Annotated in this window: 29 protein-coding genes and 1 riboswitch; of the genes, 10 read left to right on the top strand and 19 right to left on the bottom strand. The window is 68.2% G+C overall.

Going from position 1 to position 26,255, the window contains the following annotated elements:
- Nucleotides 1-15: 15 nt before the first annotated feature.
- Nucleotides 16-1,146 carry a cobalt-precorrin-5B (C(1))-methyltransferase gene (locus QX108_RS08485; RefSeq protein WP_409998485.1) on the top strand — a complete coding sequence of 377 codons (1,131 nt, stop codon included), beginning with the start codon at nucleotides 16-18 and terminating at the stop codon, nucleotides 1,144-1,146.
- On the opposite strand, the gene cobM is transcribed toward QX108_RS08485, so the two are convergent.
- Genes cobM through cbiE form a run of 3 tightly spaced genes read right to left on the bottom strand, consistent with a single transcriptional unit; the run spans nucleotide 1,116 to nucleotide 3,504 of the window.
- A complete protein-coding gene (cobM, locus tag QX108_RS08490; protein ID WP_315779792.1) occupies nucleotides 1,116-1,877 on the bottom strand; it encodes a precorrin-4 C(11)-methyltransferase in 762 nt (253 codons plus the stop codon). The genes QX108_RS08485 and cobM overlap by 31 nt on opposite strands.
- Complete coding sequence (locus QX108_RS08495) at nucleotides 1,874-2,272, bottom strand: cobalamin biosynthesis protein (RefSeq protein WP_315779790.1); 399 nt, start codon at nucleotides 2,270-2,272, stop codon at nucleotides 1,874-1,876. The genes cobM and QX108_RS08495 overlap by 4 nt, the downstream gene beginning before the upstream one ends.
- Nucleotides 2,269-3,504, bottom strand: a complete 1,236-nt coding sequence (gene cbiE / locus QX108_RS08500) for a precorrin-6y C5,15-methyltransferase (decarboxylating) subunit CbiE (RefSeq protein ID WP_315779788.1) — start codon at nucleotides 3,502-3,504, stop codon at nucleotides 2,269-2,271. The genes QX108_RS08495 and cbiE overlap by 4 nt, the downstream gene beginning before the upstream one ends.
- A gap of 14 nt (nucleotides 3,505-3,518) precedes the next feature.
- Here cbiE and QX108_RS08505 point away from each other — a divergent pair, with 14 nt between their 5' ends.
- Nucleotides 3,519-4,292 carry a cobalt-precorrin-6A reductase gene (locus QX108_RS08505; protein ID WP_315779786.1) on the top strand — a complete coding sequence of 258 codons (774 nt, stop codon included), beginning with the start codon at nucleotides 3,519-3,521 and terminating at the stop codon, nucleotides 4,290-4,292.
- Here QX108_RS08505 and cobJ read toward each other — a convergent pair.
- From cobJ to QX108_RS08545, 8 genes are read right to left on the bottom strand one after another with little or no spacing between them, the layout of a single operon-like run.
- On the bottom strand, nucleotides 4,256-5,023 hold the full coding sequence (cobJ, locus tag QX108_RS08510) for a precorrin-3B C(17)-methyltransferase (protein ID WP_315779784.1): 768 nt from the start codon (nucleotides 5,021-5,023) through the stop codon (nucleotides 4,256-4,258). The two genes, QX108_RS08505 and cobJ, sit on opposite strands and share 37 nt — an antisense overlap.
- Entirely contained in the window at nucleotides 5,020-5,778 is a 759-nt protein-coding gene (locus QX108_RS08515; RefSeq protein WP_315779782.1) for a precorrin-2 C(20)-methyltransferase, read from the bottom strand. Before QX108_RS08515 ends, cobJ begins: the two co-directional genes overlap by 4 nt.
- Nucleotides 5,775-6,407 carry a precorrin-8X methylmutase gene (locus QX108_RS08520; protein WP_315720943.1) on the bottom strand — a complete coding sequence of 211 codons (633 nt, stop codon included), beginning with the start codon at nucleotides 6,405-6,407 and terminating at the stop codon, nucleotides 5,775-5,777. The genes QX108_RS08515 and QX108_RS08520 overlap by 4 nt, the downstream gene beginning before the upstream one ends.
- Nucleotides 6,400-7,683 (bottom strand): precorrin-3B synthase, encoded by a 1,284-nt coding sequence (cobG, locus tag QX108_RS08525; protein WP_315779779.1) that lies wholly within the window; start codon nucleotides 7,681-7,683, stop codon nucleotides 6,400-6,402. The genes QX108_RS08520 and cobG overlap by 8 nt, the downstream gene beginning before the upstream one ends.
- Nucleotides 7,680-11,102 carry a cobaltochelatase subunit CobN gene (gene cobN / locus QX108_RS08530; protein ID WP_315779777.1) on the bottom strand — a complete coding sequence of 1,141 codons (3,423 nt, stop codon included), beginning with the start codon at nucleotides 11,100-11,102 and terminating at the stop codon, nucleotides 7,680-7,682. The genes cobG and cobN overlap by 4 nt, the downstream gene beginning before the upstream one ends.
- Nucleotides 11,103-11,111: 9 nt before the next feature.
- Nucleotides 11,112-12,149 (bottom strand): cobalamin biosynthesis protein CobW, encoded by a 1,038-nt coding sequence (gene cobW, locus QX108_RS08535; protein ID WP_315720946.1) that lies wholly within the window; start codon nucleotides 12,147-12,149, stop codon nucleotides 11,112-11,114.
- Between the two features lie 20 nt (nucleotides 12,150-12,169).
- Complete coding sequence (locus tag QX108_RS08540) at nucleotides 12,170-12,565, bottom strand: DUF1636 domain-containing protein (RefSeq protein ID WP_315779775.1); 396 nt, start codon at nucleotides 12,563-12,565, stop codon at nucleotides 12,170-12,172.
- A 3-nt stretch (nucleotides 12,566-12,568) separates the two neighbouring features.
- The gene (locus QX108_RS08545) at nucleotides 12,569-13,201 is read right to left on the bottom strand and encodes a HupE/UreJ family protein (protein ID WP_172114836.1); all 633 of its coding nucleotides are present in this window, start codon (nucleotides 13,199-13,201) and stop codon (nucleotides 12,569-12,571) included.
- 119 nt (nucleotides 13,202-13,320) lie between these two features.
- Nucleotides 13,321-13,513, bottom strand: a riboswitch (cobalamin riboswitch).
- 34 nt (nucleotides 13,514-13,547) lie between these two features.
- On the opposite strand from QX108_RS08545, the gene cobU reads away from it, so the two are divergent.
- From cobU to QX108_RS08560, 3 genes are read left to right on the top strand one after another with little or no spacing between them, the layout of a single operon-like run.
- The gene (gene cobU / locus QX108_RS08550) at nucleotides 13,548-14,084 is read left to right on the top strand and encodes a bifunctional adenosylcobinamide kinase/adenosylcobinamide-phosphate guanylyltransferase (protein WP_315720948.1); all 537 of its coding nucleotides are present in this window, start codon (nucleotides 13,548-13,550) and stop codon (nucleotides 14,082-14,084) included.
- Nucleotides 14,085-14,103: 19 nt separating this feature from the next.
- Nucleotides 14,104-14,712 (top strand): cob(I)yrinic acid a,c-diamide adenosyltransferase, encoded by a 609-nt coding sequence (gene cobO / locus QX108_RS08555; RefSeq protein ID WP_315779773.1) that lies wholly within the window; start codon nucleotides 14,104-14,106, stop codon nucleotides 14,710-14,712.
- A gap of 4 nt (nucleotides 14,713-14,716) precedes the next feature.
- On the top strand, nucleotides 14,717-16,207 hold the full coding sequence (locus QX108_RS08560) for a cobyric acid synthase (RefSeq protein ID WP_315779771.1): 1,491 nt from the start codon (nucleotides 14,717-14,719) through the stop codon (nucleotides 16,205-16,207).
- Here QX108_RS08560 and cbiB read toward each other — a convergent pair.
- A complete protein-coding gene (gene cbiB, locus QX108_RS08565) occupies nucleotides 16,194-17,165 on the bottom strand; it encodes an adenosylcobinamide-phosphate synthase CbiB (RefSeq protein WP_315779769.1) in 972 nt (323 codons plus the stop codon). The two genes, QX108_RS08560 and cbiB, sit on opposite strands and share 14 nt — an antisense overlap.
- A 22-nt stretch (nucleotides 17,166-17,187) precedes the next feature.
- Between cbiB and cobD the strand changes: the two genes are divergently transcribed.
- A complete protein-coding gene (cobD, locus tag QX108_RS08570; protein WP_315779767.1) occupies nucleotides 17,188-18,222 on the top strand; it encodes a threonine-phosphate decarboxylase CobD in 1,035 nt (344 codons plus the stop codon).
- Here cobD and cobS read toward each other — a convergent pair.
- The 5 genes from cobS to QX108_RS08595 form a co-directional block, all read right to left on the bottom strand.
- Nucleotides 18,219-18,938, bottom strand: a complete 720-nt coding sequence (gene cobS / locus QX108_RS08575) for an adenosylcobinamide-GDP ribazoletransferase (protein ID WP_315720953.1) — start codon at nucleotides 18,936-18,938, stop codon at nucleotides 18,219-18,221. The two genes, cobD and cobS, sit on opposite strands and share 4 nt — an antisense overlap.
- Nucleotides 18,935-19,528, bottom strand: coding sequence for a histidine phosphatase family protein (locus QX108_RS08580; protein ID WP_315720954.1), 594 nt, complete (start codon nucleotides 19,526-19,528; stop codon nucleotides 18,935-18,937). The genes cobS and QX108_RS08580 overlap by 4 nt, the downstream gene beginning before the upstream one ends.
- On the bottom strand, nucleotides 19,528-20,583 hold the full coding sequence (gene cobT / locus QX108_RS08585) for a nicotinate-nucleotide--dimethylbenzimidazole phosphoribosyltransferase (RefSeq protein ID WP_315720955.1): 1,056 nt from the start codon (nucleotides 20,581-20,583) through the stop codon (nucleotides 19,528-19,530). Before cobT ends, QX108_RS08580 begins: the two co-directional genes overlap by 1 nt.
- Nucleotides 20,584-20,665: 82 nt before the next feature.
- Entirely contained in the window at nucleotides 20,666-20,878 is a 213-nt protein-coding gene (locus tag QX108_RS08590) for a hypothetical protein (protein WP_006610655.1), read from the bottom strand.
- Between the two features lie 430 nt (nucleotides 20,879-21,308).
- The gene (locus QX108_RS08595; RefSeq protein ID WP_315779764.1) at nucleotides 21,309-22,358 is read right to left on the bottom strand and encodes a hydroxyacid dehydrogenase; all 1,050 of its coding nucleotides are present in this window, start codon (nucleotides 22,356-22,358) and stop codon (nucleotides 21,309-21,311) included.
- A gap of 143 nt (nucleotides 22,359-22,501) precedes the next feature.
- Between QX108_RS08595 and QX108_RS08600 the strand changes: the two genes are divergently transcribed.
- From QX108_RS08600 to QX108_RS08610, 3 genes are all read left to right on the top strand, one after another.
- Complete coding sequence (locus QX108_RS08600) at nucleotides 22,502-23,074, top strand: thiamine pyrophosphate-binding protein (RefSeq protein WP_315779762.1); 573 nt, start codon at nucleotides 22,502-22,504, stop codon at nucleotides 23,072-23,074.
- Nucleotides 23,071-23,670, top strand: a complete 600-nt coding sequence (locus QX108_RS08605; RefSeq protein ID WP_315779761.1) for a thiamine pyrophosphate-dependent enzyme — start codon at nucleotides 23,071-23,073, stop codon at nucleotides 23,668-23,670. The genes QX108_RS08600 and QX108_RS08605 overlap by 4 nt, the downstream gene beginning before the upstream one ends.
- 118 nt (nucleotides 23,671-23,788) lie before the next feature.
- On the top strand, nucleotides 23,789-24,142 hold the full coding sequence (locus QX108_RS08610) for a VanZ family protein (RefSeq protein WP_315720959.1): 354 nt from the start codon (nucleotides 23,789-23,791) through the stop codon (nucleotides 24,140-24,142).
- A 54-nt stretch (nucleotides 24,143-24,196) separates the two neighbouring features.
- Here QX108_RS08610 and QX108_RS08615 read toward each other — a convergent pair whose 3' ends face one another.
- Together QX108_RS08615 and QX108_RS08620 are read right to left on the bottom strand one after the other, a co-directional pair.
- On the bottom strand, nucleotides 24,197-24,586 hold the full coding sequence (locus tag QX108_RS08615; protein WP_015665892.1) for a DUF1236 domain-containing protein: 390 nt from the start codon (nucleotides 24,584-24,586) through the stop codon (nucleotides 24,197-24,199).
- A 578-nt stretch (nucleotides 24,587-25,164) separates the two neighbouring features.
- Nucleotides 25,165-25,398: a hypothetical protein gene (locus tag QX108_RS08620; RefSeq protein WP_315779758.1), complete on the bottom strand. Its 234-nt coding sequence runs from the start codon at nucleotides 25,396-25,398 to the stop codon at nucleotides 25,165-25,167.
- A 150-nt stretch (nucleotides 25,399-25,548) separates the two neighbouring features.
- Here QX108_RS08620 and QX108_RS08625 point away from each other — a divergent pair, with 150 nt between their 5' ends.
- The gene (locus QX108_RS08625; protein WP_315779756.1) at nucleotides 25,549-26,013 is read left to right on the top strand and encodes a hypothetical protein; all 465 of its coding nucleotides are present in this window, start codon (nucleotides 25,549-25,551) and stop codon (nucleotides 26,011-26,013) included.
- The last annotated feature ends 242 nt before the right edge of the window (nucleotides 26,014-26,255 follow it).

A 26,255-nucleotide genomic window follows, 5' to 3' on the forward strand; every position in this document is an offset into this window, starting at 1 on the left:
GCTATGCGAGGAGCCATGACGGGAACCGCTGGCACTCCGCGCCGACCGCTGAAACGTGGCTGGACCACCGGCAGCTGCGCCACGGCAGCCGCACGCGCGGCCTATGAGCTGCTGATCACCGGCAGCTGTCCGGCCACGGTCGAGATCGCCCTGCCCGGCGGCCGCCGCGTCAGCTTCGCCGTCGCGATGCACGAGACCAGCACGGCGAGCGCGACCGCTGCCGTGGTGAAGGACGCCGGCGACGATCCCGATGTCACACACGGCGCGCTGATCAAGGCAACGGTGCAGCGCGGTGCCGAGAAGACCGGCGTGACGTTCCGCGCGGGCGCGGGTGTCGGCACCGTGACGCGGCCGGGATTGCCGCTGCCGCCGGGAGAGCCCGCGATCAATCCCGTACCTCGCCAGATGATCACGGCCGCGATCGACGAAGCCGCCACAGCGCTCCGCGCGAACGGCGATGTCGTCGTGGAGATCTCCATTCCCGGCGGTGAGGAACTGGCCAGGAAGACACTGAACCCGCGTCTCGGCATCATCGGCGGCCTGTCGATTCTCGGCACCACCGGAATCGTGGTGCCTTTCAGCTGCGCCGCCTGGATCCACTCGATCTATCGCGGCATCGACGTCGCACGCGCGGCCGGCCTGCCGCACATCGCCGGCGCGACGGGAAGCACCTCGGAGAAGGCCGTGCAGCAGCTCTACGGCCTGCCGGAGGCTGGACTGATCGACATGGGAGACTTCGCAGGCGGCATGCTGAAATATCTGCGCCGGCATCCGGTGCCGCGCATCACCGTGGCCGGCGGCTTCGCCAAGATGACCAAGCTCGGCCAGGGCCTGCTCGACCTGCATTCGCGCGCCGGTGAGGTCGATCTCGGCTGGCTCGCGGACACGCTGCGCAATGCGGAGGCGCCGGACGCGCTGGTCGCACTTGCGCGTGGCGCCAACACCGCGCTGCAGGTGCTGCAGGAGGCCGAGCGGATCGGATTCCCGGCGGGCGAGATCGTCGCGCGGGCCGCCTGGCAGACGGCCCGCCGCGCCCTCGGCGCCAATGACATCGCGCTCGATGTCGCCGTGTTCGACCGCGACGGCCGGCTGGTCGGGCAGAGCAGCGGACCGGCTCATTCGCCCCTCCCGCGGAAGCGCCGCTGATAGTCGGCGTCGTACAGCGCGCTGTTGCGAAAATCTTCCGAGCCGAGCGCGCGGCCGACCAGGATCAACGCGGTGCGCTCCATGGCCGAGCTTGCGACCTGGCCGACGATCGACGCCAGCGTGCCGGTCACGATACGCTGCTCCGGCCAGCTTGCGCGATAGACGATCGCGACGGGGCAATCCTCGCCGTAATGCGGACGCAGCTCGTCGACGACCTTGTCGAGCACATGGATCGACAGATGGATGGCGAGCGTCGCGCGCGATTGCGCGAACAGCGACAGCTGCTCCGTCTCCGGCATTGCGGAAGCGCGGCCGGACGTGCGTGTCAGCACGACCGATTGTGCGAGACCCGGAAGCGTGAGCTCACGCTCCAACGCGGCCGCGGCCGCCGAGAACGACGGCACCCCCGGCGTGACCGTGTAGAGAATCTTCAACGCATCGAGCCGCCGCAACTGCTCGCCTAGCGCGCTCCAGATCGAGAGATCGCCGGAGTGCAGCCGCGCCACGTCTTCGCCAGCGGCCGTGGCCTGAGCCATCTCGGCGATGATCTCGTCGAGCGCCAGCGGTGCGGTGTCGATGATGCGGGCGCCTGGCGGGCAATGCGCGAGGAGCGCTGCCGGAACCAGCGAGCCGGCATAGAGACAGACGGGACAGCGCGCGATCAGGTCGCGACCGCGCACGGTGATCAGATCGGGCGCGCCGGGCCCGGCGCCGATGAAATGCACCGTCATGTTGCCGGCTCCACCGGGCCGTCGCCTTGCGCAATTGCACAAGTCGCGCAGGCGTTGGCCAGCCTCGGCAGAATGAGGCGTGCATTGCGGCCGGCCGCCGCCAGCGCTGCGGTCTCGGCCACGGACGGAACACCCTTGAGCCGCTGCACGAGATCGCTTCGGGTGACGGCGAGCTCCGCGACAGCCGCGAGGTCTGCGATGCCGATGCCCCGTAGCGGCCGCCGCAGCCGCATCGCTGCTTCGGTCACGCCGGACTCGTCCAACTTGTCCGCCGCAGTCGCGACCACGGCAATATCGCCGGCGGCCAAACCCGCAGCGGCCAAGGCCTGCGCGACGACCGCGTCGACATCGTCGGAGCTGGCGTTGCGACGGCAACCGATCCCGAGCGCGATCATGGCTTGGTGACTCGCCATTGCGTCACGGGCATCGCCTGCCGCCAGCCATGCATGCGGCCGACCGGCTCTATTCGCGACACCGCGACGCGGACGAGCTCACCGCCATGCTTGCCGAATAGATCCGACAGCCGGCCCTCGCCTTCGAGCGAGATGACGTTGGCGACAAGGCGGCCGCCAGATTTCAACTTCGACCAGACCGCCTCGAACAGGCCCGGCTCCGAAATGCCGCCGCCGATGAACACCGCGTCCGGAGGCTCGATATCGGCGAGCACCGCCGGCGCGCGCCCGATGACGACCTTCAGATCGGGAGCACCGAGCGCAAGCGCGTTGCGCATGGCGCGGTCGGCGCGATCCTGCCGCGCCTCGATGCCGATCGCGCGCAGCGCGCCGTGACGCAGCAGCCATTCGATCGCGACGGAGCCCGACCCCAAACCGACGTCCCAGAGCAATTCGCCTGGTCGCGGCGCGAGCGCGGCCAACGTGACGGCACGGATGTCACGCTTGGTGAGCTGACCATCATGCTCGAACAGATCGTCGGCAAGGCCCGACGTCAGCGGGATCACCGGCGCGTCAGGGCCGGCTTCGACCTCGATGGCAAGCGTGGTCAGCGGATGGATGTCCGACAGATCGAACTCATCCGCCGTCACGCGGCGCACCCGCTCCTGCGGTCCTCCGATCGCCTCCAGAACCGTCAGGCGCGAGCGCCCCATGCGCCGGGACGTCAGCAATGCAGCAAGCTTTCCAGCGGTCGATCCGTCCCAGGCCAGCGCCAGGATGCGAGCCCCCGGCGCGAGATGGCGGATGATGCCCTCGAGCGCGCGGCCATGCAGCGTGACCTGGGCCGCATCCTGGAGCGGCCAGCCGAGCCGCGCCGCTGCAAGGCTGAACGCCGAGGGCTGCGGGACGCAGAGCATCTCAGTTGCATCGAAGCGCTGCATCAGCTGCTTGCCGACGCCGTAGTTGAAGGGATCGCCGCTCGCCAGCACGGCGACCGGCGTTCCCCGGCGCGCCGCGATCTGCCCGAACGCCAGTTGCAGCGGGCTCGGCCAAGCCAGCCGCTCGCCTCTCACAAGCGAGGCCGCGAGATCCAGATGACGCACGCTGCCGACCACCAATTCCGCCTGCGCGATGAGACGCCGCGCGTGCTCCGAAAGCCCGTCCACACCGTCCTCGCCGATGCCGACGATGGACAGCCAGCGCGCCGCGTTGCAAGTTGCGCCCGGATTCACCATGGACCCTGCCCCGCATGCGCATCCTCATTCTCGGCGGGACGACCGAGGCCTCGGAGCTGGCGCGGCTGCTGGCCGACGACAGCCGGTTCGAGGCGACGCTCTCGCTCGCCGGCCGCACCATCTCGCCCAAGCCGCAGCCGCTGCCGACGCGCATCGGCGGCTTCGGTGGCATTGCCGGACTGCAAGCGTGGCTGCGCGATCATGCCGTCGACGCGGTGATCGATGCGACCCATCCCTATGCCGACCAGATTTCCCGGCATGCGGTCGCGGCCTGCCATGCGCTCTCGCTGCCGCTGGCATCGATCCTGCGCCCGGCGTGGCAGCGCCGCCAAGGCGATCGCTGGATCGAGGTCGAGAGTGCGGACGCCGCCGCTGGCGCACTCGGGACCGCTACTGCGCGCGTATTCCTCAGCCTGGGCCGGCTGGAGCTGGCGGCCTTCGCCGCAGCTCCGCAACACCACTACGTCGCCCGCACGATCGATCCGCCCGGTGACATTCCGCTGCCGCCTGACATCCGCTTCGTCTACGATCGCGGACCGTTCGACGATGCGAAAGAGCATGACTTTCTCACGCGTGAACGTATTGCCTTCGTCGTCTCGAAGAACTCCGGCGGAGCCGCGACCTATCCGAAGATCGCGGCGGCGCGGCGGCTCGATCTCCCCGTGGTGATGATCGCGCGGCCCGACAAGCCGCATGGCGTGGCTCTGGATAGCGCAGGCGCCGCCCTGCTCTGGCTGGAGACCGCGCTTGCTCATGCGCCGCCTTCGACTTCGCGGCGCAGCGTGTAGACGAACGGCGCCTTGCCCTCGCGCGCGATCAGGCGCGTTGCGGTCGATCCGATCAGGACCAGCGTGCGCATGTCGGCGTTGTCGGGATCGACGTCGCCCAGTGTCGTGATGATCTGCCTGACGTCGCCGCTGCCCGCGGCGCGCACCATTACGACCACGGTCGACGGCGGCTTGATCTGCCGCAGCAGCGCAAAGGCGTCGCCGAGCTGATGCGGCCGCGCCTTGGAGAGCGGGTTGTACAGCGCGATGACGAAGTCGGCTGCAGCCGCAGCCTCCAGCCGGCGCCTGATGGTGGTCCAGCTCTTGAGATTGTCGGACAGCGAGATCGCGCAGAAATCGCCGCCCAGCGGCGCCCCGACCTCCGCTGCAGCAGCCAGCATCGCGGTGACGCCGGGCTCGACGCGGATGTCCAGATCGCGCCACGTCGACGGGCCAGCCTCGATGGCCTCGAACACGGCAGCGGCCATCGCGAACACGCCGGGATCGCCGCCTGAGACCACGGCGACCTGCTTGCCGGTGCTGGCAAGCGCCAGCGCGTGCCGGGCGCGGTCGAGCTCGACGCGATTGTCGCTGGCATGGCGGGTCTGTCCTGCGCGAAGCGTCGTCACCCTGTCGAGATAAGGTCCGTAGCCGATCAGATCGGTTGCGTCGGCGATCGCCGCCGACGCCGCCGGCGTGATCAGCTCGGGACGCCCCGGGCCGACACCGACGATGGTCAGCATGCCCGTCATAGCCGTCGCCCCTGTCCGGGGATCAGGATCATCGAGAAATACGGGCCGCGATCCAGCACCACTTCGGCCAGCGGCGCGACGCGCTGCGCCTCCATGGTGCCGCGCTCGACGTAGATGGCGCGATCGAGCAGCCCGGCCTGAGTGATGGCGCGCTTCACCTTGGCGAGATTGCGCCCGACCTTCATGATCACGGCCGCCTCGCAGCGGGTCAGCCGGTCATGCAGAATGTCCTCCGCCAGGGTGCCCGGTAGCACCGAGAGCACATCGTCGCCCCAGGTGATCGGAGCATTGGCCTTGGTCCAGCATCCGGACATACCTGTCACGCCGGGAACCACCTCGACCGGGTGATCCCGCTCGAGCCGTCGCCACATGTGCATGAAGGAGCCGTAGAAGAAGGGATCGCCTTCCGACAACAGGCCGACCGATCGGCCCGCGGCAAGATGGGCCGCGATGCTGTCGGCTGCGCGATGATAGAAGCCGCCGATCTGCGCCTGATAGGACGGATCGGCGACAGGCACCTCCTCGGTGACGGGATATTCCAGCCGTAGCTCATGGCGGCCGGGCTCCATCAATGGTGCCACGATTCGCCGGGCATTGCCCTCGATGCCGCGCTTGGCAAAGAACGCCACGACATCGACGGATCGGACGAGGCCGGCCGCGCGCAGCGTGAGATAGCGCACGTCGCCCGGGCCGACGCCGATGCCGTAGAGCGTGCCCGGATGTGCCGAGCCCGCGATGGTGTCGAGCAGGCTCATTCGACGTCACTCGCAACGGCATTGACGGCCGCAACGGCCATCGCGCTGCCGCCCTTGCGGCCCTTCACGATGAGATACGGCACGCGGCCGTCGGCCGCGAGCGCCTCCTTGGATTCACGCGCCCCGACGAAGCCGACCGCCGTTCCGATCACGGCTGCCGGCCGCGGCGCGCCCTGATCGAGCATGTCGAGCAGATGAAACAGCGAGGTCGGCGCATTGCCGATCGCCACCAGCGCACCGCCGAGATGCGGTCGCCACAGCTCCAACGCCGCCGCTGAGCGCGTCGTGCCGAGCTGCGCCGCCAAAGCCGGAACTTTCACGTCGTCGAGCGTGCAGACGATCTCATTCCTGGCGGGCAATCGCGCTCGGGTGATGCCTTGCGCCACCATCTTGGCATCGCACAGGATCGGTGCGCCGCGATCGAGCGCGGCCCGCGCTGCGGCGGCGAACTGATCGGACATCTCGATGTCGGAGGTGATCTCGACCATGCCGCAGGCGTGGATGATGCGCACCGCGATCTTCTCTTCGAGTCCATGGAAGCGCGAGAGGTCGGCCTCGGCGCGAATGGTCGCGAACGAGCGGCGATAGATCTCCGCACCGTCCTTGATGTAGTCGCGCAGCTCAGACATCGGCCTTCTCTCTTGCTTCGAACAGCCCAGCGCCGGCCACGTCGAGATCGGCCGCATCGAGGCTGCCGCACGGCTCGCTCTTCACCGTTCCGTCGCGGACGATGCGGTACCGTCGACCATCACCGATCAGCACGAGGTCGGCAGCAGCCGAGCGCGCGCAGCCCTTGGCACAGCCCGAGACATGCAAGGTGCCTGCGAAGCGCGCGCGAGCCATCGCGCCGGCCAGCAGGCGGGCGTGCGCGCGCACAGCCAGCGACGTCGACGGGCAGCCGCCGGCGCCGGAGCAGGCATCGATGCGCATCAGCGGATCGACGTCGTCGACGATCAGGCCCAGCCGGGCCGCTCCTGCAACGAGCGGCTCGGCATGGCTGCGGTCCGCAGCGACATAGAGCGTGCGCCAGGGTGACAGCCGGACCTCGGAGATCGCGTAGGTCTCCAGGAGTGCCGCGAGCCGCACCAGCATGTCGCTGTCGACACGGCCGAACGGAGCGCCGAAGCCGACGGCGCAGGCCTGCTCGGTCAAGGCGAAGGCGCCGCGTCGTTGCTGCGGCTCCGCGGCTGCCGAGACCATCGCGATCGCATCCAATGCATCGAGACCCAGCCCGGCACGCAGAGCAGCGATCGCCTCAGGCGGCAACGCAGCGGCACGACGCGTGGGGCTGTGCTGCAACACATCGCGCGCGAGCCGCGTCGCGACGGCTGCCGCATCGGCGACGGCGGCCGTGCCGAGCCAGACGACGCCGTCGCGCCCCGCAATGCCGACGGCGACGCAAGCCTTCTGATGTTGGACACAGGCGACCAGACGAATGTCGGCTGCGAGATCCGCAAGCGTCAGCACGCCGCCACCGTCGAGTGCAAAGCCGAACTTGGCCGGCAGCGCAAGCAGCGATCGGTCGGCCGCGAGCAGCGTCTCCAACGTCGCGGCGATGGGACGCATGTCGAGGAACTCGGCCGGGTCGAGTCCCGCCAGCGGCGTGATCACGATGTTGCGGATCGCCTCCTGCTCGGCGCTGTCGTCGAGCAGCGCGAGCGAGGCCATCAGCTCCCACAACGGCGCCAGCCCCTCGGTGGCCACGCCCCGGATCTGCAGATTGGCGCGGCGGGTGAGATCGATCTGGCCGTTGCCGAAGCGCCGCGCGGCCTCGGCAAGGTCGCGCAAGGCTGCGACCTGCAATGCACCGCCATGTGGCCGGACGCGCACGATCAGCCCGTCGCCGCTCGGCATCGGCCGGCGTGCGCCGGGACACCAGCCCTTGATGTCGACCGCGGCCGTCACGACGCCCTCTCCGTTTGTGTCAGACGGCTGCGGGCAAGCGCAAGCTCGTCCGCGACGGCATTCCGGCGCGGCACCCACAGCTGCCGGCGCAGCGCATCCTCGAATCGCGACGTGATCGCCGCAACGGCCGCCGGATTGCGCGCGACCATGGCGTCCAACACTGCCTCGTCACGCAGCAGCGCCCCATGCGCCAGATCAAACAGGTGCTCGGCAACCGTGTCCGACGTGGCCGCAAAGGCATACAGCGCGTCGACGGCCTGCGCGATCTCGGCGACGCCGCGATGGCCATGGCCGAGCATTCCCGCGATCCAGCGCGGATTGGTGAGGCGGCCGCGCACCACGCGCGCGATCTCCTCGCTGAACGTGCGCGCGGTCGGCGCTTCGGGACGGCTGGTGTCGAGATGCAGCAAAGCGGGCGAAACGCCGAGGGACGCCGCGGCAGCCGCGAAGCCTCCGGCAAAGTCGGCGACCTCCTCGCCGTCGAGCAGATCGCGCTCGCGATCGTCCTGCGGATGCACCAGCGCATCGGCGCTGCGCACGCGCGCGCGGAACGTGTCGGAGGCCGCGACGCCGTCATGCGCTCCCCCGAAGCTGAAACCAGTGCTGTCGAGATAGGCTTCGCCGAGCTGCGACCGGCTCTCCCAGTTCATCCCCAGCGCCAGGTCGGCGGCAACGGCGCCGTAGCTGCCCGGCGCGCCGCCGAACACGCGCGCGAGACTCTCGCCGCGGCGCCGCGCCGCAGCCAGCGGATTGTCGGCATCGTCCTCGTCGAGCGACGCGACCTTCTGCACGGCGAGATCGAACAGCGCGATCTGCGCCTCGAACAGGTCGCGAAACAGCCCCGAGATCCGCAGCGTCGCATCGATGCGGGGACGGTCGAGCATCGCCAGCGGCAGCACGTCGACGCCCGTGACGCGGTTCGAATTGAGATCCCAGCGCGGCCGCACGCCGAGATAGGCGAGCGCCTGGGCCAGATCGTCACCGCCCGTGCGCAGCGAAGCGGAGGCCCAGAGATCGAGCATCAGCGACCGCGGATAGTCGCCATGGTCCTGCAAATAGCGCCGGATCACCTCGTCGGCCGCGCGGACGCCGACCAGCGCGGCCGTGCGGGTCGGAATCGCGCGCGGATCGATCGCAGTGAGATTGCGCCCGGTGGGCAGCACGTCGAGGCGGCCGCGGCTCGGCGCGCCGGCAGGACCAGCGGCCACGCGGCGGCCGTCGAGCGCTGCGAGCAGCGCGCTGCCTTCGGCCGCAGCGCTCCCGGCGATGCGCGCCTCGACGGCCATGCGGTCGATCGTGCCACCCGCCAGCTCCGCCGCTGCCATGATCGAATCGGCAAGGAGACTGGTCGCTGCGACGTCGGGTGCCTGGCCGAACACGTGCAGACGGTCACGCACAGCGAGCTCCTTGATGTCGCACAATTGCGCGTCGAGCTGCGCGATCGCCTCGCGGCCGCTCATCGTGCGCTCGAGGCCGCAATCGGCGGCGAGCCCGCTCTGCCACGCCCGGGCGATGATTTCGTCCTCCAGGAGCGTCAGGCGTCGTCTGTCGAGACCGTCGGCCTCGGCATATTCCTCGACCAGCCCCTCCAGCTCCAGCAACGGTCCATGCAGACCGGCCTGAGACAATGGCGGCGTCAGATGTCCGAGCGTCACGGCCGACAACCGCCGCTTGGCCTGCATCGCCTCGCCGGGATTGTTGACGATGAAGGGATAGATCATCGGCAGCGGACCGAGCACGGCTTCCGGCCAACAATTGCTCGACAGCGCCAGCGCCTTGCCCGGCAACCATTCCAGCGTGCCGTGCGCGCCGAGATGGATCAGCGCGTCGATCTTTTCGACCTCGCGCAAATGGGCATAGAGCGCAACATAGGCATGCCGCGGCGGCACGCTGGTGTCGTGGTAGCCGGACTTGCGATCGGCGCGGCTGCCGCGATCCGGTTGCAGCAGGATTGCGAGCTTGCCCGCGCGCAGCACCTGAAAGCGAAACGCGCCGTCGCGAAACGCCGGGTCGGCGTCCGCCTCGCCCCAATTGTCATGCAGGGCGCGCTGCAGGTCGGGCGGCAACAGCGCGAGAGCGCGCCGATGGTCCGCAAGCGGTACGACCAGCTCATCCGCCTCGTCACGCAGCAGCGCTTCAACCTGTCTCGACGCCGGAGGCTGACCGCCGATATCGTATCCGGCCTCTCCCAACAGCTGCGCGATGGCCGCTGCGCTCTCGCTGGTGTCGAGCCCGACGGCATAGCCGCGGCGTCCGCCACGGGCCGGATAGTCCGACAGCATCAGCGCGATGCGACGCTCGCGCGCCGGCAACGCGCGCAACCGTGCCCACCGCACAGCGAGCCGCGCCACGAAGGATATGCGATCCACCTGCGGAACGTAACGCATGGCGGCGAATTGCAGCCGGTCATCCGCCGGCATCTCGCCCTTGAATGCGATCGGCCGCGCCAGCAAGCGACCGTCGAGCTCCGGCAGCACGACGTTCATCGCAACATCCGTCGGCGATAATCCGCGCGCGGACGATGCCCAGCTCGCTTCCGTGCTCTGCGCCTGGATGATCTGCAGGATTGGCGCGTCTGCGACGTCCAGCACCGTCGAGCCGTCATCGCGCAGCGCCGAGAACGCGGTCGCATTCAGGATGATCGCGGGGCGCCGCGTCACGACCAATTGCCCAAGCGCGGCCGCGATGCTGGGATCCTTCAGGCTGGTGACCGCGACCGCCAATGCGGCGAGCCCTTCGCGCTCGATCCCCCGCATCAGCTCAGTGATCCCCGCCGTGTCGGCGGCCAGCAGGCTGGCGCGATAGAACACGATCAGCGCGACCGGCTGCGCATCATCCTGACGACAGAGCTCCTCGACGGCGACAGCGCCGCGATCCGGCACGAAGCCCACGATCGAGCCGATCGCGACCGGCTCGGCAAAATTGGTGCGACGGCCGAGCAGCGCGGCGAGGTAACGCAGCGCCTCCCGCGCATTTCCGACCCCGCCCTCGTGCAGATAGCCATAGAGCCGCGACGTGGCCTCTTGCGGCAGCGTCGAGAGCGCGTCGAGCCGATCGTCGGCGCGATCATCGCCGGGGAGCGCCGCGAATGAGATGTTGCGGCTGCGGCACACCGCGGCGATGCGCTCCATCCCGTAGCGCCAATAGTCGAGCCCGCCGAGGCAGCGCACGACCACGGCGCGGGCGCCGAGCACGACACGGTCGATGTAGAGGTCGACCGACATCGGGTGCTTCAGCCGTTTCAGGCTGGCGAGGCGCAGGCTCGGCAGCTCGTCCGAGGAGGCCGTCCAGGCCTCCGCGAGCGCCGACAGGTCGCTGTCGGAGAACGACAGTACGACGATCTCGGCGGGCGACTGCGCGAGATCCACGGCCTGTTCGAGGTCGTCGAGATCAGCGCCCGATGTCGCCAGGAGATGCATGGCCCTCGCCTAGCCCGCGATCAGGCTTTGGATCGCTGCCGCATCGAGGCCGCGCTCGCCGATGATCACCAGCCGCCCCTGCCGCGATTCGCCGGATTGCCAGGGGCGCTCGAACTGATGCTGGATGCGGTTGCCGACCGCCTGCACCAGAAGGCGCAGCGGCTTGCCTGCTACTTCGACGAATCCCTTCACCCGTAACACGTCATGCGCATCGACGGCAGCCGCGATGCGATCGACGAGTGCATCGGGAGAGGTCTGCGCCGGTACGTCCAGCACGAAACTTTCGAAATCGTCGTGATCATGCTCCGCCTCGTTGTCGTGGTGCGAGGGACGCGCGGCGAGATCGTCCTCGGCGGCGGCACCAAGCCCGAGCAGCACGGAGGCCGACAGCCTGCCATGCTCGGTCGCGATCACCTTGACGGCGCGCTGAATCTTCGACGCGATCTCGGCGGCGACGTCCTTGCGCTCGTCCTCGCTCATCAGGTCGCTCTTGTTCATCACGACGAGGTCCGCGCAGAGCAGCTGGTCCTCGTAGACCTCCTCGAGCGGGTTGTCGTGATCGAGCGAATCGTCCGCGGCGCGTTGCGCGGCAAGCGCCTCGGGATCGTCGGCGAAGCGGCCGGCCACCACCGCCGGGCCATCGACCACCGCGACGACGCCATCCACCGTGACGCGGGTTGCGATCTCCGGCCAGTTGAAGGCCTGCACCAGCGGCTTCGGCAGCGCGAGACCCGACGTCTCGATCACGATGTGCTCGGGCGGGTCCTTCTGGTCGAGCAGGCTCTTGAGCGCCGGCACGAAATCATCGGCGACGGTGCAGCATAGACAGCCATTCGACAGCTCGACGATGCGATCCTCCGGACAGTCCGGCACGCCGCAACCTTTCAGGATGTCGCCATCGATGCCGACATCGCCGAACTCGTTGACGATGATGGCGAGCCGGCGGCCGTTCGCCGTCTCGATCAGATTGCGCACCAGCGTGGTCTTCCCGGCCCCGAGAAAGCCGGTGACGATGGTGCAAGGCGTCTTGGCGAACGACTTCGTCATGGTGATACGATCTCTCGTCTTCAGCGCGGCTCTGCCAGAGCAGGCACGCGCGCAACGGTGTTCTTGCGGATGTATTCGGGACGCTCGCGCCACGCCGGCAGACCGGCTTCGTGGCGCTGATGCAGTTGCGCGAAGCTCAGCACGTCCTGCGCATGAACATCGGGATCGAGAGCCCCGAGCACATAGGTCCATTTGCCCGGCGCCGTCACGGCAACCGTGCAGGCCCGGTTGCAGTTGGACAGGCACTCGACGCCGACCACGGCAATGCCGGCACGTTGCTCGGCCGGCACGGTCTCGATCGCCGCGAGCAGGCGGGCCCCGGCCCGCGGCTGATCAGGCGGCGCAGCTTCAGCCGCCTGCGTGCGACAGGTGACGCAGACGAACAGCGTCGTTGCGCCGGTTTCAGATGTGGACATCAATCAGCCGATCATTCCGGCTGCCGTGGCCGCGGCGACGCCGCCGGCCAGCACGATCGCAGCGCCGGCCAGGCGCAGCGCCAGCGGCGCAATGGCATTGGCCTTGGCCGACAGCAGCCTGGTGCCGAGGAACGCACACGCCGCGATCACGGTCTGGATCACGAGAAGACCGGCGAGATAGGCGCCGAGCGGCGCAGTCTCCGCGCCGACGATCGACTCGCCCAGCGCGTAACCGTGCACGAGGCCCGTCAGAGCAAACAGACCGGCGACCGGCAGCACGCCGAAACGGCCGCGCATCACCACCACGAGGCCGACCACGACGGTCGTGAGGCCGACCAGCAGCTCAGCCGCCGGGATGTTGGCCTTCGCCACGTGAAGGCCGACACCGGCGATCATCGCCGTCGTGAACGCCAGCACCGGGGCGAAGCCGCGGCCGAGCAACGCCGCAACGATGCCGGCCCCCACGATGGCCGCCAGATGATCGATGCCGATGATGGGATGGGCGAGCCCGGACAGCATGCCCTGCGCGAAGGTCTGCGGCAGCTTGCCATCCATCATGTGATGCGCGAAAGCGGGCTGGGCGGCGAGCAGAAGCAGGCTCGCAATCGTGAAAGTCGTCGTGCGTGTGAACTTCATGGCCGTCTCCGTCGCTTGCCGGCTCCCCCAGAGGACCGGACGATGCGCTGCATCCGACGGCATCCCGCCCATCCCGGCGGGATCAGAACCAGCATCGCGACTCCCCGCGCGACGGGTCGGCCAACAGCAATGTCGACGGCAGGTCTCCTGGCTCTCGGGTCGCTGCGTGAAACCACCTTCCCGGTTTCCCAGTGGTGCTTTGGCCTCACACTCGCCGATTACAGTTGCGGGGGCAGCCACGGCCTTGGGTGTGATCCCGCACCGTGTTCCCTAAATCTCTCCTTTCGGAGAACCGTCATCTGTTAGATACGGGTCGCGCCAAAGCCCGTCAATCGGAATCGTCCCCATGGTCCCTGCCCCGCCGCCTCCCGCCCTGCCGCGCCTGACCCTGGTGCTCGGCGGAGCGCGCTCGGGCAAGAGCCGCCACGCGGAGGCGCTGGTCACGGCGAGCGCACCGCCCTGGACGTATGTTGCGACCGCGCAGGCGTTCGACGAGGAAATGACCGAACGAATCGCACAGCACAAGGCGCGGCGCGCAGACGGATGGCAGACGCGCGAGACCACGCACGACCTCGCCGCGCTCGTCCGCACGCACGATGCGTCGCCCACGCCGATGCTGATCGACTGCCTGACGCTCTGGCTCAGCAACGTGATGCTGGCCGACAGAGACGTTGCGGCCGCATGTGCCGATCTGATCGAGGCGCTCGCAGCCGCGCGCGGACCCATCGTTGCGGTTTCGAACGAGGTTGGACTGGGCATCGTGCCTGACAACGCGCTCGCGCGCGCCTTTCGCGATGCGCAAGGACGACTGAACCAGGACGTCGCCGCCCTTGCGGACCGTGTGATCCTGATGGCGGCCGGCCTGCCGCTGACATTGAAATGACGAAGAAGAGGACATGCCGATGACCGAGAGCGCCGACGATTCACGCCACAAGGCCAAGATGGAGAACCGCAAGGCCATTCAGGATGCCGAGGTCGCTTCGAAGACCGTCGAGAAGGGCCTGCTAATCGTCCACACCGGCAAGGGCAAGGGCAAAACGACGGCAGCGTGGGGCCTGATGCTGCGTGCGATCGGCCGCGGCTTTCGCATCGGCGTCGTGCAGTTCGGCAAGGGCGCATGGGAGACGGGCGAGCGCAAGGCGATCGCCGCGTTCGGTGATCAGGTCTCGTGGCACACGCTCGGCGAAGGCTTTACCTGGGAAACGCAGGATCGTGCGCGCGACGTAGCCGCGGCCGAGCGCGCCTGGGCCAAGGCCAAGGAACTGATGGCGGATCCCGCGATCCGGCTGCTGGTGCTCGACGAGCTCAACATCGCGCTACGCTATGATCACCTGCCGATCGGCGACGTCGTGGCGGCGCTCGCGGCGCGCCGTCCCGATCTCCACGTCGTGGTGACCGGCCGCAACGCGAAGCCGGAGCTGATCGAGGCGGCCGATCTCGTCACCGAGATGAACCTCGTCAAGCACCACTTCGCAGCCGGCGTGAAGGCGCAGGAAGGCATCGAGTACTAGGCTCATGAGCGCGCGCGCCATCATGTTCCAGGGCACCGGCTCCGACGTCGGCAAGTCCCTGATCGTCGCGGGCCTCGCGCGCGCGCTGACATTGCGCGGCCTGAAGGTGGCGCCGTTCAAGCCGCAGAACATGTCGAACAACGCCGCCGTCACCGCGGATGGCGGCGAGATCGGCCGGGCCCAGGCGCTGCAGGCGCGCGCAGCGCGGCGGCCGGTGACGGTGCACATGAATCCGGTGCTGCTCAAGCCGCAGAGCGAGATTGGCTCGCAGGTGGTGGTGCAGGGCCGCGTCGTCGGCAATGCCAAGGCATCCGCCTATCAGGCGATGAAGCCGCAATTGATGCATGCCGTGCTCGACAGCTTTCATCTCCTGGCAGCCAATGCCGATATTGTGCTGGTGGAGGGCGCGGGCTCGGCGTCCGAGATCAACCTGCGCGCCGGTGACATTGCCAACATGGGCTTTGCGCAAGCGGCGCAGATTCCCGTGGTGCTGATCGGCGACATCGACCGCGGCGGCGTCATTGCAAGCCTGGTCGGCACCAAGGCCGTGATCGCGCCCGACGATGCGGCGCGCATCACGGGATTCCTGGTCAATCGATTTCGCGGCGATCCCGCCTTGTTCGCCTCGGGCATGAACGAGATCGCGACGCGAACCGGCTGGGCGGCGCTCGGGCTGGTTCCGCATTTTGCGGATGCACACCGTCTGCCGGCGGAGGATGCGCTCGGCCTTCCTGCTCTTGGAGATGCAGACGGACGAAAGCCGAAGGTCGTCGTGCTCGCCTACCCACGGCTCTCGAATTTCGACGAGTTCGATCCATTGCGGCTGGAGGATGGAATCGATCTGCAATTCCTGCAGCCGGGCGCACCCGTTCCTGGCGACGCTTCGATGGTGATCCTGCCGGGCTCGAAGGCCACCATCGCCGATCTCGCCGCCCTGCGCGACGCCGGCTGGGACATCGACCTCGCCGCGCATCTGCGTCGCGGCGGGCGCGTGCTCGGCATCTGCGGCGGCTATCAGATGTTGGGGCGCATCATCAGCGATCCCGATGGACACGAAGGAGCACCGGGTTCCGTCGCAGGACTTGGCCTGCTCGAGGTTGAAACCACGCTGACCGATGACAAGGCGTTGCGGGAGGTCCATGGCAAGCTGATGGATGATCAGCGGCCCTTCCGCGGTTACGAGATGCACATTGGCCGCACCGACGGGCCGGCAACGCAGACCCCATTCCTCACCTTCTCCGACGGTCGCCGCGATGGCGCTGTCGCAGCCGACGGCCGGATCGCCGGCTGCTACGTGCACGGCCTGTTTGCAGATGACGGTCTGCGCAGTCATTGGCTGCGCGGCCTCGGCGCAACCGCAAGTGGGCTCGCTTACGAGAGCGACGTCGAGACAACCCTGGATGCGCTTGCAGCACATCTGGAGCGTCACGTCGACGTGGATCGTATCCTTGCGATGGCGACCGAGCCTTCGCGCGCAGCGGCTAGACCATCCTGACGACGACGAGTCCCGCAACGGCAAGAGCCTGAACCAGACAGGCCAACCGATAAAGCCGCAGCGCACGGCGAATATCCGAGGCGTCGAGATCAGCACGCCCGTCGCCCATCCAGGCATCGGTGACGAGATGGCCGTGATAGACGCGCGGCCCGGCCAGGCGTAGTCCCAACGCCCCCGCCATGGCGGCCTCCGGCCAGCCGGCATTCGGCGACCGATGCCTCGCGGCATCGCGTGCAACAGTTCGAAGGGCCGCTGACGCGGACTCTGCGGGGACGAAGCAGGCGGCGGCCGCAAGCCACAGCGCCGAGAGCCGTGAGGCCGGCAGGTTGACGAGATCGTCGAGCCGAGCTGCCGCCCAGCCAAACGCGCGGTGACGTTCCGAGAGATGGCCGATCATGCTGTCGGCCGTGTTGAGAGCCTTGTAGATCAGGATGCCCGGCAGACCGCCCATCACGAGCCAGAACAGGGGCGCGACCACACCGTCGGAGAAGTTCTCGGCCAGACTTTCGATCGCTGCGCGCGACACGCCGGATTCATCGAGTCGCTCGGGATCGCGCCCGACGATCATCGCCACCGCCCGACGGCCGCCGTCGAGCCCCTCGTTCTCCAAGCCCTCCGCGACGGCAGCGACATGCGCGTCGAGACTCCGCTGAGCGAGCAGGCTGCTGGCGAACAGTCCTAGGATGATCGTTGCGGCCCACTCACCGACAACGGCTTGCGCGACCCAGGTGAGCGCCAGACCGACGGTCATCATGCCCGCGACGAGCAGCACGACGAGGCCGACGCCGCGCGCCCGTCGCGCGGCGAAGCTGTCGCCGGCCCCGTTCCAGTAGCGGTCAGCCCATGCTATCAGCGCGCCGATCCACATCACGGGATGACCGATCCGCTGCACCAGCATCTGGGGATAACCGACCGCAGCTTCGATGAGGAGCGCTACGAGCGCGAGAGAGACGAACATCGATCTCCGCTGAAGGACAGGCATGAACGACGACAGAGCGACTAGCACGCGATCGGAAACGCCGGAAGCCATCGTTCACGGCGGCGATCTCCACGCGGTCAGCCGTCGTTACCCGGATGCGCCGCAGCCGTGGATCGATCTGTCCACCGGCATCAATGCAGTGCCCTACCCGGTCCCGGAAATCCCGCCCTCCGCCTGGCAGCGATTGCCGGCCAAGTCCGAGGAACGCGCCCTGCTCACCGCGGCGGCGGCGCGCTATCGCCTGGCCTCGCAGGAAACGATCGTCGCCGCACCAGGCACGCAGGCGCTGCTGCAGGGTCTGCCGCGGCTGCGACCGCGATCGACCGTCGCGGTGCTCGCGCCGACCTATGAGGAGCACGCGCTGTGCTGGCGGCGCTGCGGCCATCAAGTGCGTCTGGTCGACGATGCCGACGCGCTCGCCGACGCCGACATCGCCGTCGTGGTGAACCCGAACAATCCGACCGGCCGCCTGCTGCCGCGCGACGTCCTGGTCCGGCTGGCCGCAGCCCAGCGCCGGCGCGACGGTCTGTTGATCGTCGATGAAGCGTTCGTCGATCTGTATCCCGCCCATGCGAGCCTTGCGGCCGATCTGCCGCCGGCGACGATCGTGCTGCGCTCATTCGGCAAGGTCTATGGGCTCGCCGGCGTGCGGCTGGGATTTGCGATCAGCTCCGAGGACATTGCAATGCGCCTCCGTGAGGAACTCGGACCGTGGGCCGTATCGGGGCCGGCGCTCGCGCTGGGAGCGGCCGCGTTGGCCGATGACGCCTGGCTCGCGCAGACGGGCGCGCGCCTCGTCCGGGATGGCCAGCGCATCGGGCCGCTGCTGGAGAACGCCGGCTGCGCCGTCATCGGCAGCACGCCACTGTTCCGCCTGATCACATCGCCGATCGCGGCCGAGATCGCCGACCGGCTCGCCCGCCACGGCATTCACGTCCGGCGCTTTCCGGCTCAGCCGACCTGGCTACGCTTCGGCCTGCCAGGCCGTGAGGACGACTGGGAGCGGCTGGCGCAGGCGCTCGGCAGTTCGTCCTAGCCCAGCACGCAGGCCGCAAGCAGCAGCGCCTCCGTGACCTCGATGCTGGCGCCATGACAATCGCCGGTGATGCCGCCGAGCCGCCATTGCCAATAGAAGGCGACCGCCGGAATGAGGATGATGGCGATCAGCGTCGGAGGCGCGCCGGCCAGTGCGCCGAGCGCGAGCACGCCGCCCCAGCCGACGATCACGTTCCAGCCGACACTGTTGGAGATGCTCGCGCCCAGACCCGGCTTCAGCGACAGCAGCGTCTTGTTGCAGACCAAGGTCCCCAGACGCGCCCAGGCCGGGATCAGCACGAGCGCCCAGGCGGTCGGTCCGGTCGCCAGCTCGGCGATCAGCACCAGCTTGGCTGCGATCTGCAGGGCGATGGCGACGACGGCGAAGCTGCCGGCATGGGGATCGCCGAGCACGGCAATGAAGCGCTCGGGCTTGCCATGCGCGGCACCGAAGGCATCGGCGACGTCGCCGAGACCATCGAGGTGAAGCGCGCCGGTGATCCAGATCCAGGCGACCAGAACGGCGAGCGCGACGATCCAAGGGTCGGCGCCGTGCAGAAGCCGGGCCACGACCGCCAGACATACGCCGATGACCAGTCCCGCGGCCGGGAACCAGACCGAGGCTCGCGCGAGATCATCCGCGCGCGCCTCCGCGACGCGCGGCGTCGGCAGCCGCGTCAGGAATTGCAGCGCGATCCAGAATTCACGTGTGCTCATGGCTGGATGATCTCGATGATTTCGCCCCAGGACGTGCCACTCTCCGCCCGTCCGGCTTCGACCGCGATGCGCGTCCCCGGACGAATGCGCAGGCTCCACAGCTGGCGCAGCGGCCAGCCGAGCAGATGCGACAGCGCGGCGCGAATGGCACCGCCATGGCTGACGACCAGAGCCGGCGCGGCCTCCGGGCTGGAGAGAATGCGATCCAATGCTCGCGCAATCCGGGCCTGAAGGTCGGCCCAGCTCTCGCCGTCGGGCGCCGCAACCGCAGCATCGGAGTAGAAGGCATCCAGCAAGGCAGCTCCGCCGGCCTCCGCTGCGATGTCGGCGCGCGTGCGTCCATCCCATCGGCCGAAGTCGAGTTCGCTCCAGTCGGGATCGATGACCAGCGCACAGCCGGTTTGCCGCGCGAACTCCGCCGCCGCCGCATGCGCGCGGATCAATGGCGAGCTCACGACGCGCCGCCAGATGCGGCTTTGCGTCTGACGCCGGAATTGATCCCAGCCGAGGTCGCTGAGCGGCGGATCGGTGCGGCCGTCGAGATGACCGTCGCGACCGGTCGTGCCGTGCCGCAGGAGATCGATCCGCATCAGGACCCGCGGCCGGAGACGGCAGCCTCCGCAAAGGTCGCCATGCCGTTGTGAAGCGCGCAGGCCAGCCGGATGATGGGGAGCGCCGTGGCGGCCCCCGAAGCTTCGCCCAGCCGCAGGTCCAGATCGATCAGAGGCCGCGCGCCGAGCGCTTCGAGCACCAGGGCATGGCCGCGCTCGGCCGAGCGGTGCGAGAACAGCAGCCAGGGACGGCAGGAGGGATTGAGCCTGACGGCCACGAGCGCCGCGACCGAGACGATGAAGCCGTCGACCAGCACCGGCCAGCGGCGCTGCGCGGCGGCGATGATCGCGGCGGCGATCGCGACAATCTCGAGACCACCGACCGCGGCGAGGATGTCGGCAACGGCCGCGCCTGATGCCAGTCCATGCCGCGTCAGGGCTGCGGCGATGATCGCGGCCTTTCGGGCCCGCCCGTCGGCATCGAGACCCGTGCCGCTGCCGACGATCTCGGCGGGCGCGCAGCGCAACAGCGCAGCGGCGATCGCGGCCGCAGATGTCGTATTGCCGATCCCCATTTCGCCGAAGATCACGAGCTGCGGCGCATGGTCCGCCTGCCGCGCCACGGCGCGCCGTCCAGCCTCGAGCGCGAACGCGACCTCCGCAGGTGCCAGGGCCGCCTCGACGCTGAAATCACGCGTGCCGCGGCGCGGTTTGTCGACCAGGACGCCAGGCACCGGCGCGCTCGCCAGCGTGCCGACATCGACCACCTCGAGCGGACAGCCGAGGCCGCGTGCCAGCACCGAAATCGCCGCGCCGCCGGCCGCGAAATTATGCAGCATCTGGACGGTGACTTCGGACGGATAGGCCGAGACACCCTGCGCCGCTATGCCGTGATCGCCTGCGAACAGCACCACCGGGACCCGGTCGGCCGAAGGCCGCTCAGAGGCCTGGAGCGCCGCGATCTCGACCGCCACCTGCTCCAGCCGGCCGAGGGCCCCGAGCGGCTTGGTCAACTGCGCCTGACGTTCGAGAGCCGCCTGCCGATGAGTCTCGGACGGGGGCGCACAATCGAGGCTGGTCCATTCAGGAAGCACGCAAGATCTTTCGTGAGGGGAACGACGGGCGCCACGATTGCCATCGCACCATGCCGATGACAAGCGCTGCCGGCGTGCTGCATCAGGACGGGAAGTCGGCCGCCTTGACCTGCATCCGGTCGGCATGCAGCGACCAGTCGCGCAGGTTCTGCGTCTTGCAGAATTCCTGCTTGGCGATCTCTGCCGCTTCGCCTTCGCTCTCGGCCTCAACCTCCAGCGTACTCTGGCAGATCTCGCACTGGCGGCCGTTCTCGCCCAGCACGTCCTTCATGAAATGGATGACATAGCGCGACATACGACCTCCCGCTCTCAAGCAGTGCTCAAGGGAGATGTTACCGCGCTTGCGGTCGGGCTGTTGACCGATATCAAGCGGCCGACGCAAATATTTGATGCAGCAGTGGAACCGTCGCTCAGGCGCCGACGGAGGGCAGGCTCGCGGCAGCGATCGCCACGAAGGTCGAGACGGCGCGTCGCACCCGACGAGGGGTCGACTTCAAGATCGCGTGCAAGTGGCGCATTGGATCCATTTCCCTTCAGCGCCGAGCGAAAGACCGAGCTCAAGCTCATGGCGCAACTCGGAAAATGATGGGGCACCGTCGGGCTGTCGAGACCGGCGGGAAAATAGCAATGTCTGCATCGTCGAAGCCGCTCGGGAGAGAAGATTTGTTGCTGCATTGCAGCTTGCGACGCATGAAATCTTCCCCTCGCATGCGGCCCTCGCCCCCTCAGCCCGGGCTCACCCCGAACGCCTCGCGGAACCGGGCGCTGTAGCGCGGCCAAGCCTCCGGGTTGATCAGCCGCGGCGGCCGGCTGCCGTCGAGCGCAGCGAGCAACTGCTCGGCGGCGATGCGGCCCATGTTCTGCCGCGCCTCCCGGGTCACGCCGGCCGTGTGGGGGCTCGCCAGGACGTTGTCGAGCAGCAGCAGCGGATGCTCCGGCGGCGGCGGCTCCTTGGCCCAGACGTCGAGCCCGGCCCCGGCGATCCGCCTCTCGGTGAGCGCCGCGAGCAGCGCCTCCTCGTCATGGATGAAGCCGCGCGCGGTGGTGACGAAATAGGCATTCGGCTGCATCAGCGCGAACTCGGCCGCACCGATCATGCCCCGGCTGTCCCGCGTCAGCGGACAATTGACCGAGACGAAGTCGGAGCGCCGCATCAGATCGTGCAGCTCCACCTTCTCCGCGCCGCGTGCCGCGATCTCCTCGGCCGAGAGGTAGGGATCGTAGGCCAGCACCGTCATGCCGAGAATGCCCCGGCATAGCTCGGCGACGCGACGGCCGACATTGCCGAGCCCGACGATGCCGACCGTGCGGCCCTGCACCTCGTTGCCGATCAGGTCGTTGCGGTTGACGTCACGCTCCCGGCGCAGCCTTCGGTCGGACTGGATGATGCGCTTCGACAGCGTCAGCATCATGCCCAGCGTGTGCTCGGCGACCGAATGGGCGTTGCCGCCGGACTGGTTCACGACCAGAACGCCGGCCTGGGTGCAGGCTTCGACGTCGACGGGATCGTAGCCCGCGCCGTTGCTGGAGACGATCAGGAGATGTGGCGCGCGGCGCAGCAGGTCGGCATCGACATGGAAGCGCGGGGCAAGCTCGTCACGGGCCGCACCGATCTGATAGGCGTGGGCCGCGGCGAGGATCGGCGCGGTCTCGGCCTCGGCGCCCTCGTTTTCCAGCCGGTCGAGCCGGACGTCGGGGCGGGCCGCGAGCAGCTCGCTGAAGATGGGGTGCGCGAGATATTTGACGTAGAACACGCGCTTCGAGTTTGCGGCCATGAGCGGGCGACCTCCTGGTTCTCGTTTCTTGATTCGGACGCGCAAGGCGGATGCCTGACCGGCCGGGGCGGCATGTTGACAATCGTCCGGACCACGTCAAGCTCAACGCAATGCCTCGGGATGGAGGCGCGGGAGGACGAACAATGGCCGCCGATGCCGATGCGGCGCGATCACCGGTCATATCACCGGGCATATCCCCGGACTTGGCGCACTGGCACGAAATCGTGCAGGCCACGCTCAAGCGCAACGAGGTGGACCTCGTCCCCTACGTTCCCGACCGCGTCCTGACCCCGCTGATCGCAGGCCTGCATGCCGACCCGTTCTTCACGACCTTCGCCACGGCGCGCGAGGAGGAAGCGGTCGGCATTCTCGCCGGCGCCTGGATGGGTGGCCGGCGCGGCGCGCTGCTGATGCAGACCTCGGGCTTCGCGACGTTGGCGAACGTGCTGGCCTCGCTGGTCGTGCCCAGCCAGATTCCGCTGATCATGTTCGTGTCGGAACGCGGCACGCTCGGCGAGTTCAATGTCGGCCAGACACTGGTGTGCCGGACGATGCGGCCGGTGCTCGATGCGCTGGCGATGGAGCATCACACCATGACGCGCCTCGACGAGCTCGAATTCATCGTCGACCGCTCGATCAAGCAGGCGATTGCGACGCAGGCGCCGGTGGCGCTGATCCTGTCGCCTTTGCTCACCGGCGGGAAGGTGTTCGCATGAGCGCGCCGCTGCGCAATACCAAGGTCATGAACCGCACCGATCTCACCTGCCGGCTGGTCGGCAGGCTGACGCATGGGGAAGCCGTGATCGGCGGCATCGGCAACACCAATTTCGACCTGTGGGCGGCGGGCCAGCGGCCGCAGAATTTCTACATGCTCGGCAGCATGGGGCTGGCCTGCCCGATCGCGCTCGGCGTCGCGCTGGCGCAGCCGCCACGCCGGGTGTTCGCGATCGAAGGCGACGGTTCGCTGCTGATGCAGCTCGGCTGCCTGACCACGATTGCGACGCTGGCGCCATCAAATTTGGCCATCATCGTCATGGACAACGGCATCTATCAGATCACCGGATGTCAGCCGACGCCGGCCCGGCAGGCCGACATCGTCGCGATCGCCGCCGGCTGCGGCATTGCGGCCAGCCATTGGGCCGTGGACGAGGAGGATTTCGAACGCCTGGTCGATGTGGCGCTCGCGACGCCAGGGCCGATGCTGATTGCGGCGCGGATCGACGACAGACCGGGCGCCGGGGCCACCAAACGCGATCCGGCGCAGATCCGCGAGCGATTCATGCAGGGCCTGGGCGTGCGGCAGCCGATCTGACGGGCGGTCGAAGGCCACGGTACAATCGGACGGCGCAGGCTTCCGCGCCATTAACTACACCAGCGGCTCGAGCAGCCGTGAGCCCGGCTTCTGGCCCGGATCATGCTAAGCAGGATGCATGAAACTCGTATTCCGACTCTCTGCCTGGCTGCTCGCCGCGGCCGTTGCCTTTGCCACGCTTGGCCCGCCGAACTACCGGCCGCACTCCCATCTCGGACAGGATGGCGAGCATGCGCTCGCCTTCGTCCTGATCGGCCTTGCTTTCGGCCTCGCCTATCGCAGCCACCGGTTGCTGACGACGGCGATCGCGGTGGCCCTGATCGGCGCGCTCGAGCTGGCGCAGTTCGTGGCGCCCGGGCGCCACGCACGGCTGGAGGATTTCATCGTCGACGCCGCTGCGGCCTGCGCCGGCTTCGGCCTGGCCGCCGCGCTGGATTGGCTGGCGCGCCAGATCCGTCCGCAGACCACTTGATGCACGAAGGGCCCCGCTGATGCAGCGGGGCCCTTCGCGTTCAGTGACGTCGGATCACTCGATGATCTTGATCACGCGACGGGTACGCGGATCGACGATCACGCGGCGGTCGTTGACCACCGCATAGCGATACTCGGTGTAGCGCGGCACGGGGCGCAGCTCGACGGTGTCGGGCAGCGGCTCGCCGACCACGACGCGCTCGCGCACCACCACGGACGGCGCACGCTCGGCATCGATCGAGGTGATCACGGCATTCGGGATCTCCACGGCTGCGCCGACGGCCGCACCGACGGTGCCGCCGACCATGGCACCGACCGGACCGGCGACGGCCCCACCCGCGGCCGCGCCATTGGCGGCGCCTTCGACGGTGGTGGACTGGGCAAACGCGGCGGTCGACGCCAGCAGCGAGGTGGCGATCAGCGAAACGGCAAGACGGGTCCTCATCATTCTCTCCTCCAGTGTGTTCAAGGTGCCCGCTCAACACCGAGAGAACGCCCGCGGTTCCGGTTCCAAATGGCCGAAACTTCATCATTCCCCCGGGAACGGAAACCGAAGCTCCGCACCTGGACATGACAAGGATCGCTCGAGGTCTATCCACGTTTCAAACAGCGGCGCAGGTTCGCGATCTCGCGGCGGATCACGCCCGAGTCCTGCGATCGATCGCCCTTCGATGACATCGAGAGGGCGCAGGGAATGCCGGGTGAAGGCCTCACCCATGGCCCGCCTGCTGAAAAAATGCAGGCGGCAGGTACCACAGGCAAAGCCGATCAACCGGCATTCCCTGCGCGGCGGTCTTAACGCTTCCTTCGCGCTCTCCTCGGGGACCGGCTGATTGACCCCGTCGCTCGCACGAGAGCACAAGCTCTCGTCGCGCGCTTGACCTCGGCACCGGGAGGCCAGGACCACACGACTTCGCGTCCGTGATGTGTCGTTCGTCCGCATGCGCTGAGCACATGCTGCGACATCTCACGGCCACCGCATTCCTGCCCCACGTGTCGTGACGATCGCGCGCAACGTCCCTCTCATCGAGGCAGGAGGCGCACATCATGCATGATTTCTGAAAAATGGAAAGCGATTTCTCGGCTGCGCGGCGATGTGCGCGAGATCGGCTTGATTTCGTGGACGAATTCGATTCGTCCGCTGCGGCGTGTCTTAGTCACGGCGGCGCGCATTTCAACCATTTGCGCGCAAAGTGCCTGGACTGATTTGCCCGACGAGCGCAGCCCTTGTCCTTCTGATCGCTTCTGCCCCGTCACGCGCCTTCCCGCTCGATGCCGGCGATATCCGCGCTGAAGGCCGCATCGAAGCAAATCGTGGAATGGTCCGCAGACAGCTCTTGACCAAAGCGGAACCGGCAGCCGTTATGGCGCAAGGTGATGGAGTTCGGTCGATCGGATGATGGACAGATGAAGCTGGTGAAGGTGACGCTGGTCGCGGCGTTCATGCTTGGGAGCATGCAACCGAGTGATGCTGCCGTGCGCATCGTTTTTGATCAGGGCGGACGGATCGGAAACTATGTCGACAGGTTCAAACTTTTGCGCGACTTCGGCGCGTCCGTCATCATCGACGGCGTCTGCGCCGGCGCCTGCACGCTCGTGCTGGCGTACATTCCCCACGACAGCATCTGCGTGACTCCGAGAGCCGTCTTCGGCTTCAGGGTCGCGGACAATCCCGGGCCCGATGGGAGGGCTATCCCCAACCCTGAAGCCACGCAGATGCTCTATGATCGTTACCCACCCGCGGTCAGGCAATGGATTACGCGGCACGGCGGCATGACCGCGCGCTCGATCTACCTTCGCGGCCGGCAACTCCAGGCGCTATATCGGCCGTGCTCCACCGATGTCGAAGGTGGACGCGGCCAGCCACGGTAGCCAAGGCCAACGGATGGTGTTGCGCCGGGTCGCCATGACGAGGTGGCCCCGCAGCGGCCGGGCTCGAGGCCACCCAAGAGTTTCTTGGGTTCAAGTACCGACCCTGAAGCCGAGCCGCTTCTTGAATTGCTTGAGGACTGTAAGCGCGCCGGTGATTTTGACGGCTTTACGCCTCAACGGCAGCTTGCGTTTTATCGGCGATATTACGGGCTCACCTCGTGAAGCTGCCATATCTGCTTCGG

This window comes from Bradyrhizobium sp. SZCCHNR1002 (genome assembly GCF_032381435.1).
In the GTDB taxonomy this organism is placed as follows: Bacteria; Pseudomonadota; Alphaproteobacteria; order Rhizobiales; family Xanthobacteraceae; genus Bradyrhizobium; species Bradyrhizobium aeschynomenes.

Excerpts from the sequence above, each read along its gene's own strand:
- QX108_RS08485 (WP_409998485.1), top strand. The coding sequence starts at position 16 with ATGACGGGAACCGCTGGCACTCCGCGCCGACCGCTGAAACGTGGCTGG.
- cobM (WP_315779792.1), bottom strand. The coding sequence starts at position 1,877 with ATGACGGTGCATTTCATCGGCGCCGGGCCCGGCGCGCCCGATCTGATC.
- QX108_RS08495 (WP_315779790.1), bottom strand. The coding sequence starts at position 2,272 with ATGATCGCGCTCGGGATCGGTTGCCGTCGCAACGCCAGCTCCGACGAT.
- cbiE (WP_315779788.1), bottom strand. The coding sequence starts at position 3,504 with ATGGTGAATCCGGGCGCAACTTGCAACGCGGCGCGCTGGCTGTCCATC.
- QX108_RS08505 (WP_315779786.1), top strand. The coding sequence starts at position 3,519 with ATGCGCATCCTCATTCTCGGCGGGACGACCGAGGCCTCGGAGCTGGCG.
- cobJ (WP_315779784.1), bottom strand. The coding sequence starts at position 5,023 with ATGACGGGCATGCTGACCATCGTCGGTGTCGGCCCGGGGCGTCCCGAG.
- QX108_RS08515 (WP_315779782.1), bottom strand. The coding sequence starts at position 5,778 with ATGAGCCTGCTCGACACCATCGCGGGCTCGGCACATCCGGGCACGCTC.
- QX108_RS08520 (WP_315720943.1), bottom strand. The coding sequence starts at position 6,407 with ATGTCTGAGCTGCGCGACTACATCAAGGACGGTGCGGAGATCTATCGC.
- cobN (WP_315779777.1), bottom strand. The coding sequence starts at position 11,102 with ATGCATCTCCTGGCGACATCGGGCGCTGATCTCGACGACCTCGAACAG.
- cobW (WP_315720946.1), bottom strand. The coding sequence starts at position 12,149 with ATGACGAAGTCGTTCGCCAAGACGCCTTGCACCATCGTCACCGGCTTT.
- QX108_RS08540 (WP_315779775.1), bottom strand. The coding sequence starts at position 12,565 with ATGTCCACATCTGAAACCGGCGCAACGACGCTGTTCGTCTGCGTCACC.
- QX108_RS08545 (WP_172114836.1), bottom strand. The coding sequence starts at position 13,201 with ATGAAGTTCACACGCACGACGACTTTCACGATTGCGAGCCTGCTTCTG.
- cobU (WP_315720948.1), top strand. The coding sequence starts at position 13,548 with ATGGTCCCTGCCCCGCCGCCTCCCGCCCTGCCGCGCCTGACCCTGGTG.
- cobO (WP_315779773.1), top strand. The coding sequence starts at position 14,104 with ATGACCGAGAGCGCCGACGATTCACGCCACAAGGCCAAGATGGAGAAC.
- QX108_RS08560 (WP_315779771.1), top strand. The coding sequence starts at position 14,717 with ATGAGCGCGCGCGCCATCATGTTCCAGGGCACCGGCTCCGACGTCGGC.
- cbiB (WP_315779769.1), bottom strand. The coding sequence starts at position 17,165 with ATGTTCGTCTCTCTCGCGCTCGTAGCGCTCCTCATCGAAGCTGCGGTC.
- cobD (WP_315779767.1), top strand. The coding sequence starts at position 17,188 with ATGAACGACGACAGAGCGACTAGCACGCGATCGGAAACGCCGGAAGCC.
- cobS (WP_315720953.1), bottom strand. The coding sequence starts at position 18,938 with ATGAGCACACGTGAATTCTGGATCGCGCTGCAATTCCTGACGCGGCTG.
- QX108_RS08580 (WP_315720954.1), bottom strand. The coding sequence starts at position 19,528 with ATGCGGATCGATCTCCTGCGGCACGGCACGACCGGTCGCGACGGTCAT.
- QX108_RS08590 (WP_006610655.1), bottom strand. The coding sequence starts at position 20,878 with ATGTCGCGCTATGTCATCCATTTCATGAAGGACGTGCTGGGCGAGAAC.
- QX108_RS08595 (WP_315779764.1), bottom strand. The coding sequence starts at position 22,358 with ATGGCCGCAAACTCGAAGCGCGTGTTCTACGTCAAATATCTCGCGCAC.
- QX108_RS08600 (WP_315779762.1), top strand. The coding sequence starts at position 22,502 with ATGGCCGCCGATGCCGATGCGGCGCGATCACCGGTCATATCACCGGGC.
- QX108_RS08605 (WP_315779761.1), top strand. The coding sequence starts at position 23,071 with ATGAGCGCGCCGCTGCGCAATACCAAGGTCATGAACCGCACCGATCTC.
- QX108_RS08610 (WP_315720959.1), top strand. The coding sequence starts at position 23,789 with ATGAAACTCGTATTCCGACTCTCTGCCTGGCTGCTCGCCGCGGCCGTT.
- QX108_RS08615 (WP_015665892.1), bottom strand. The coding sequence starts at position 24,586 with ATGAGGACCCGTCTTGCCGTTTCGCTGATCGCCACCTCGCTGCTGGCG.
- QX108_RS08625 (WP_315779756.1), top strand. The coding sequence starts at position 25,549 with ATGAAGCTGGTGAAGGTGACGCTGGTCGCGGCGTTCATGCTTGGGAGC.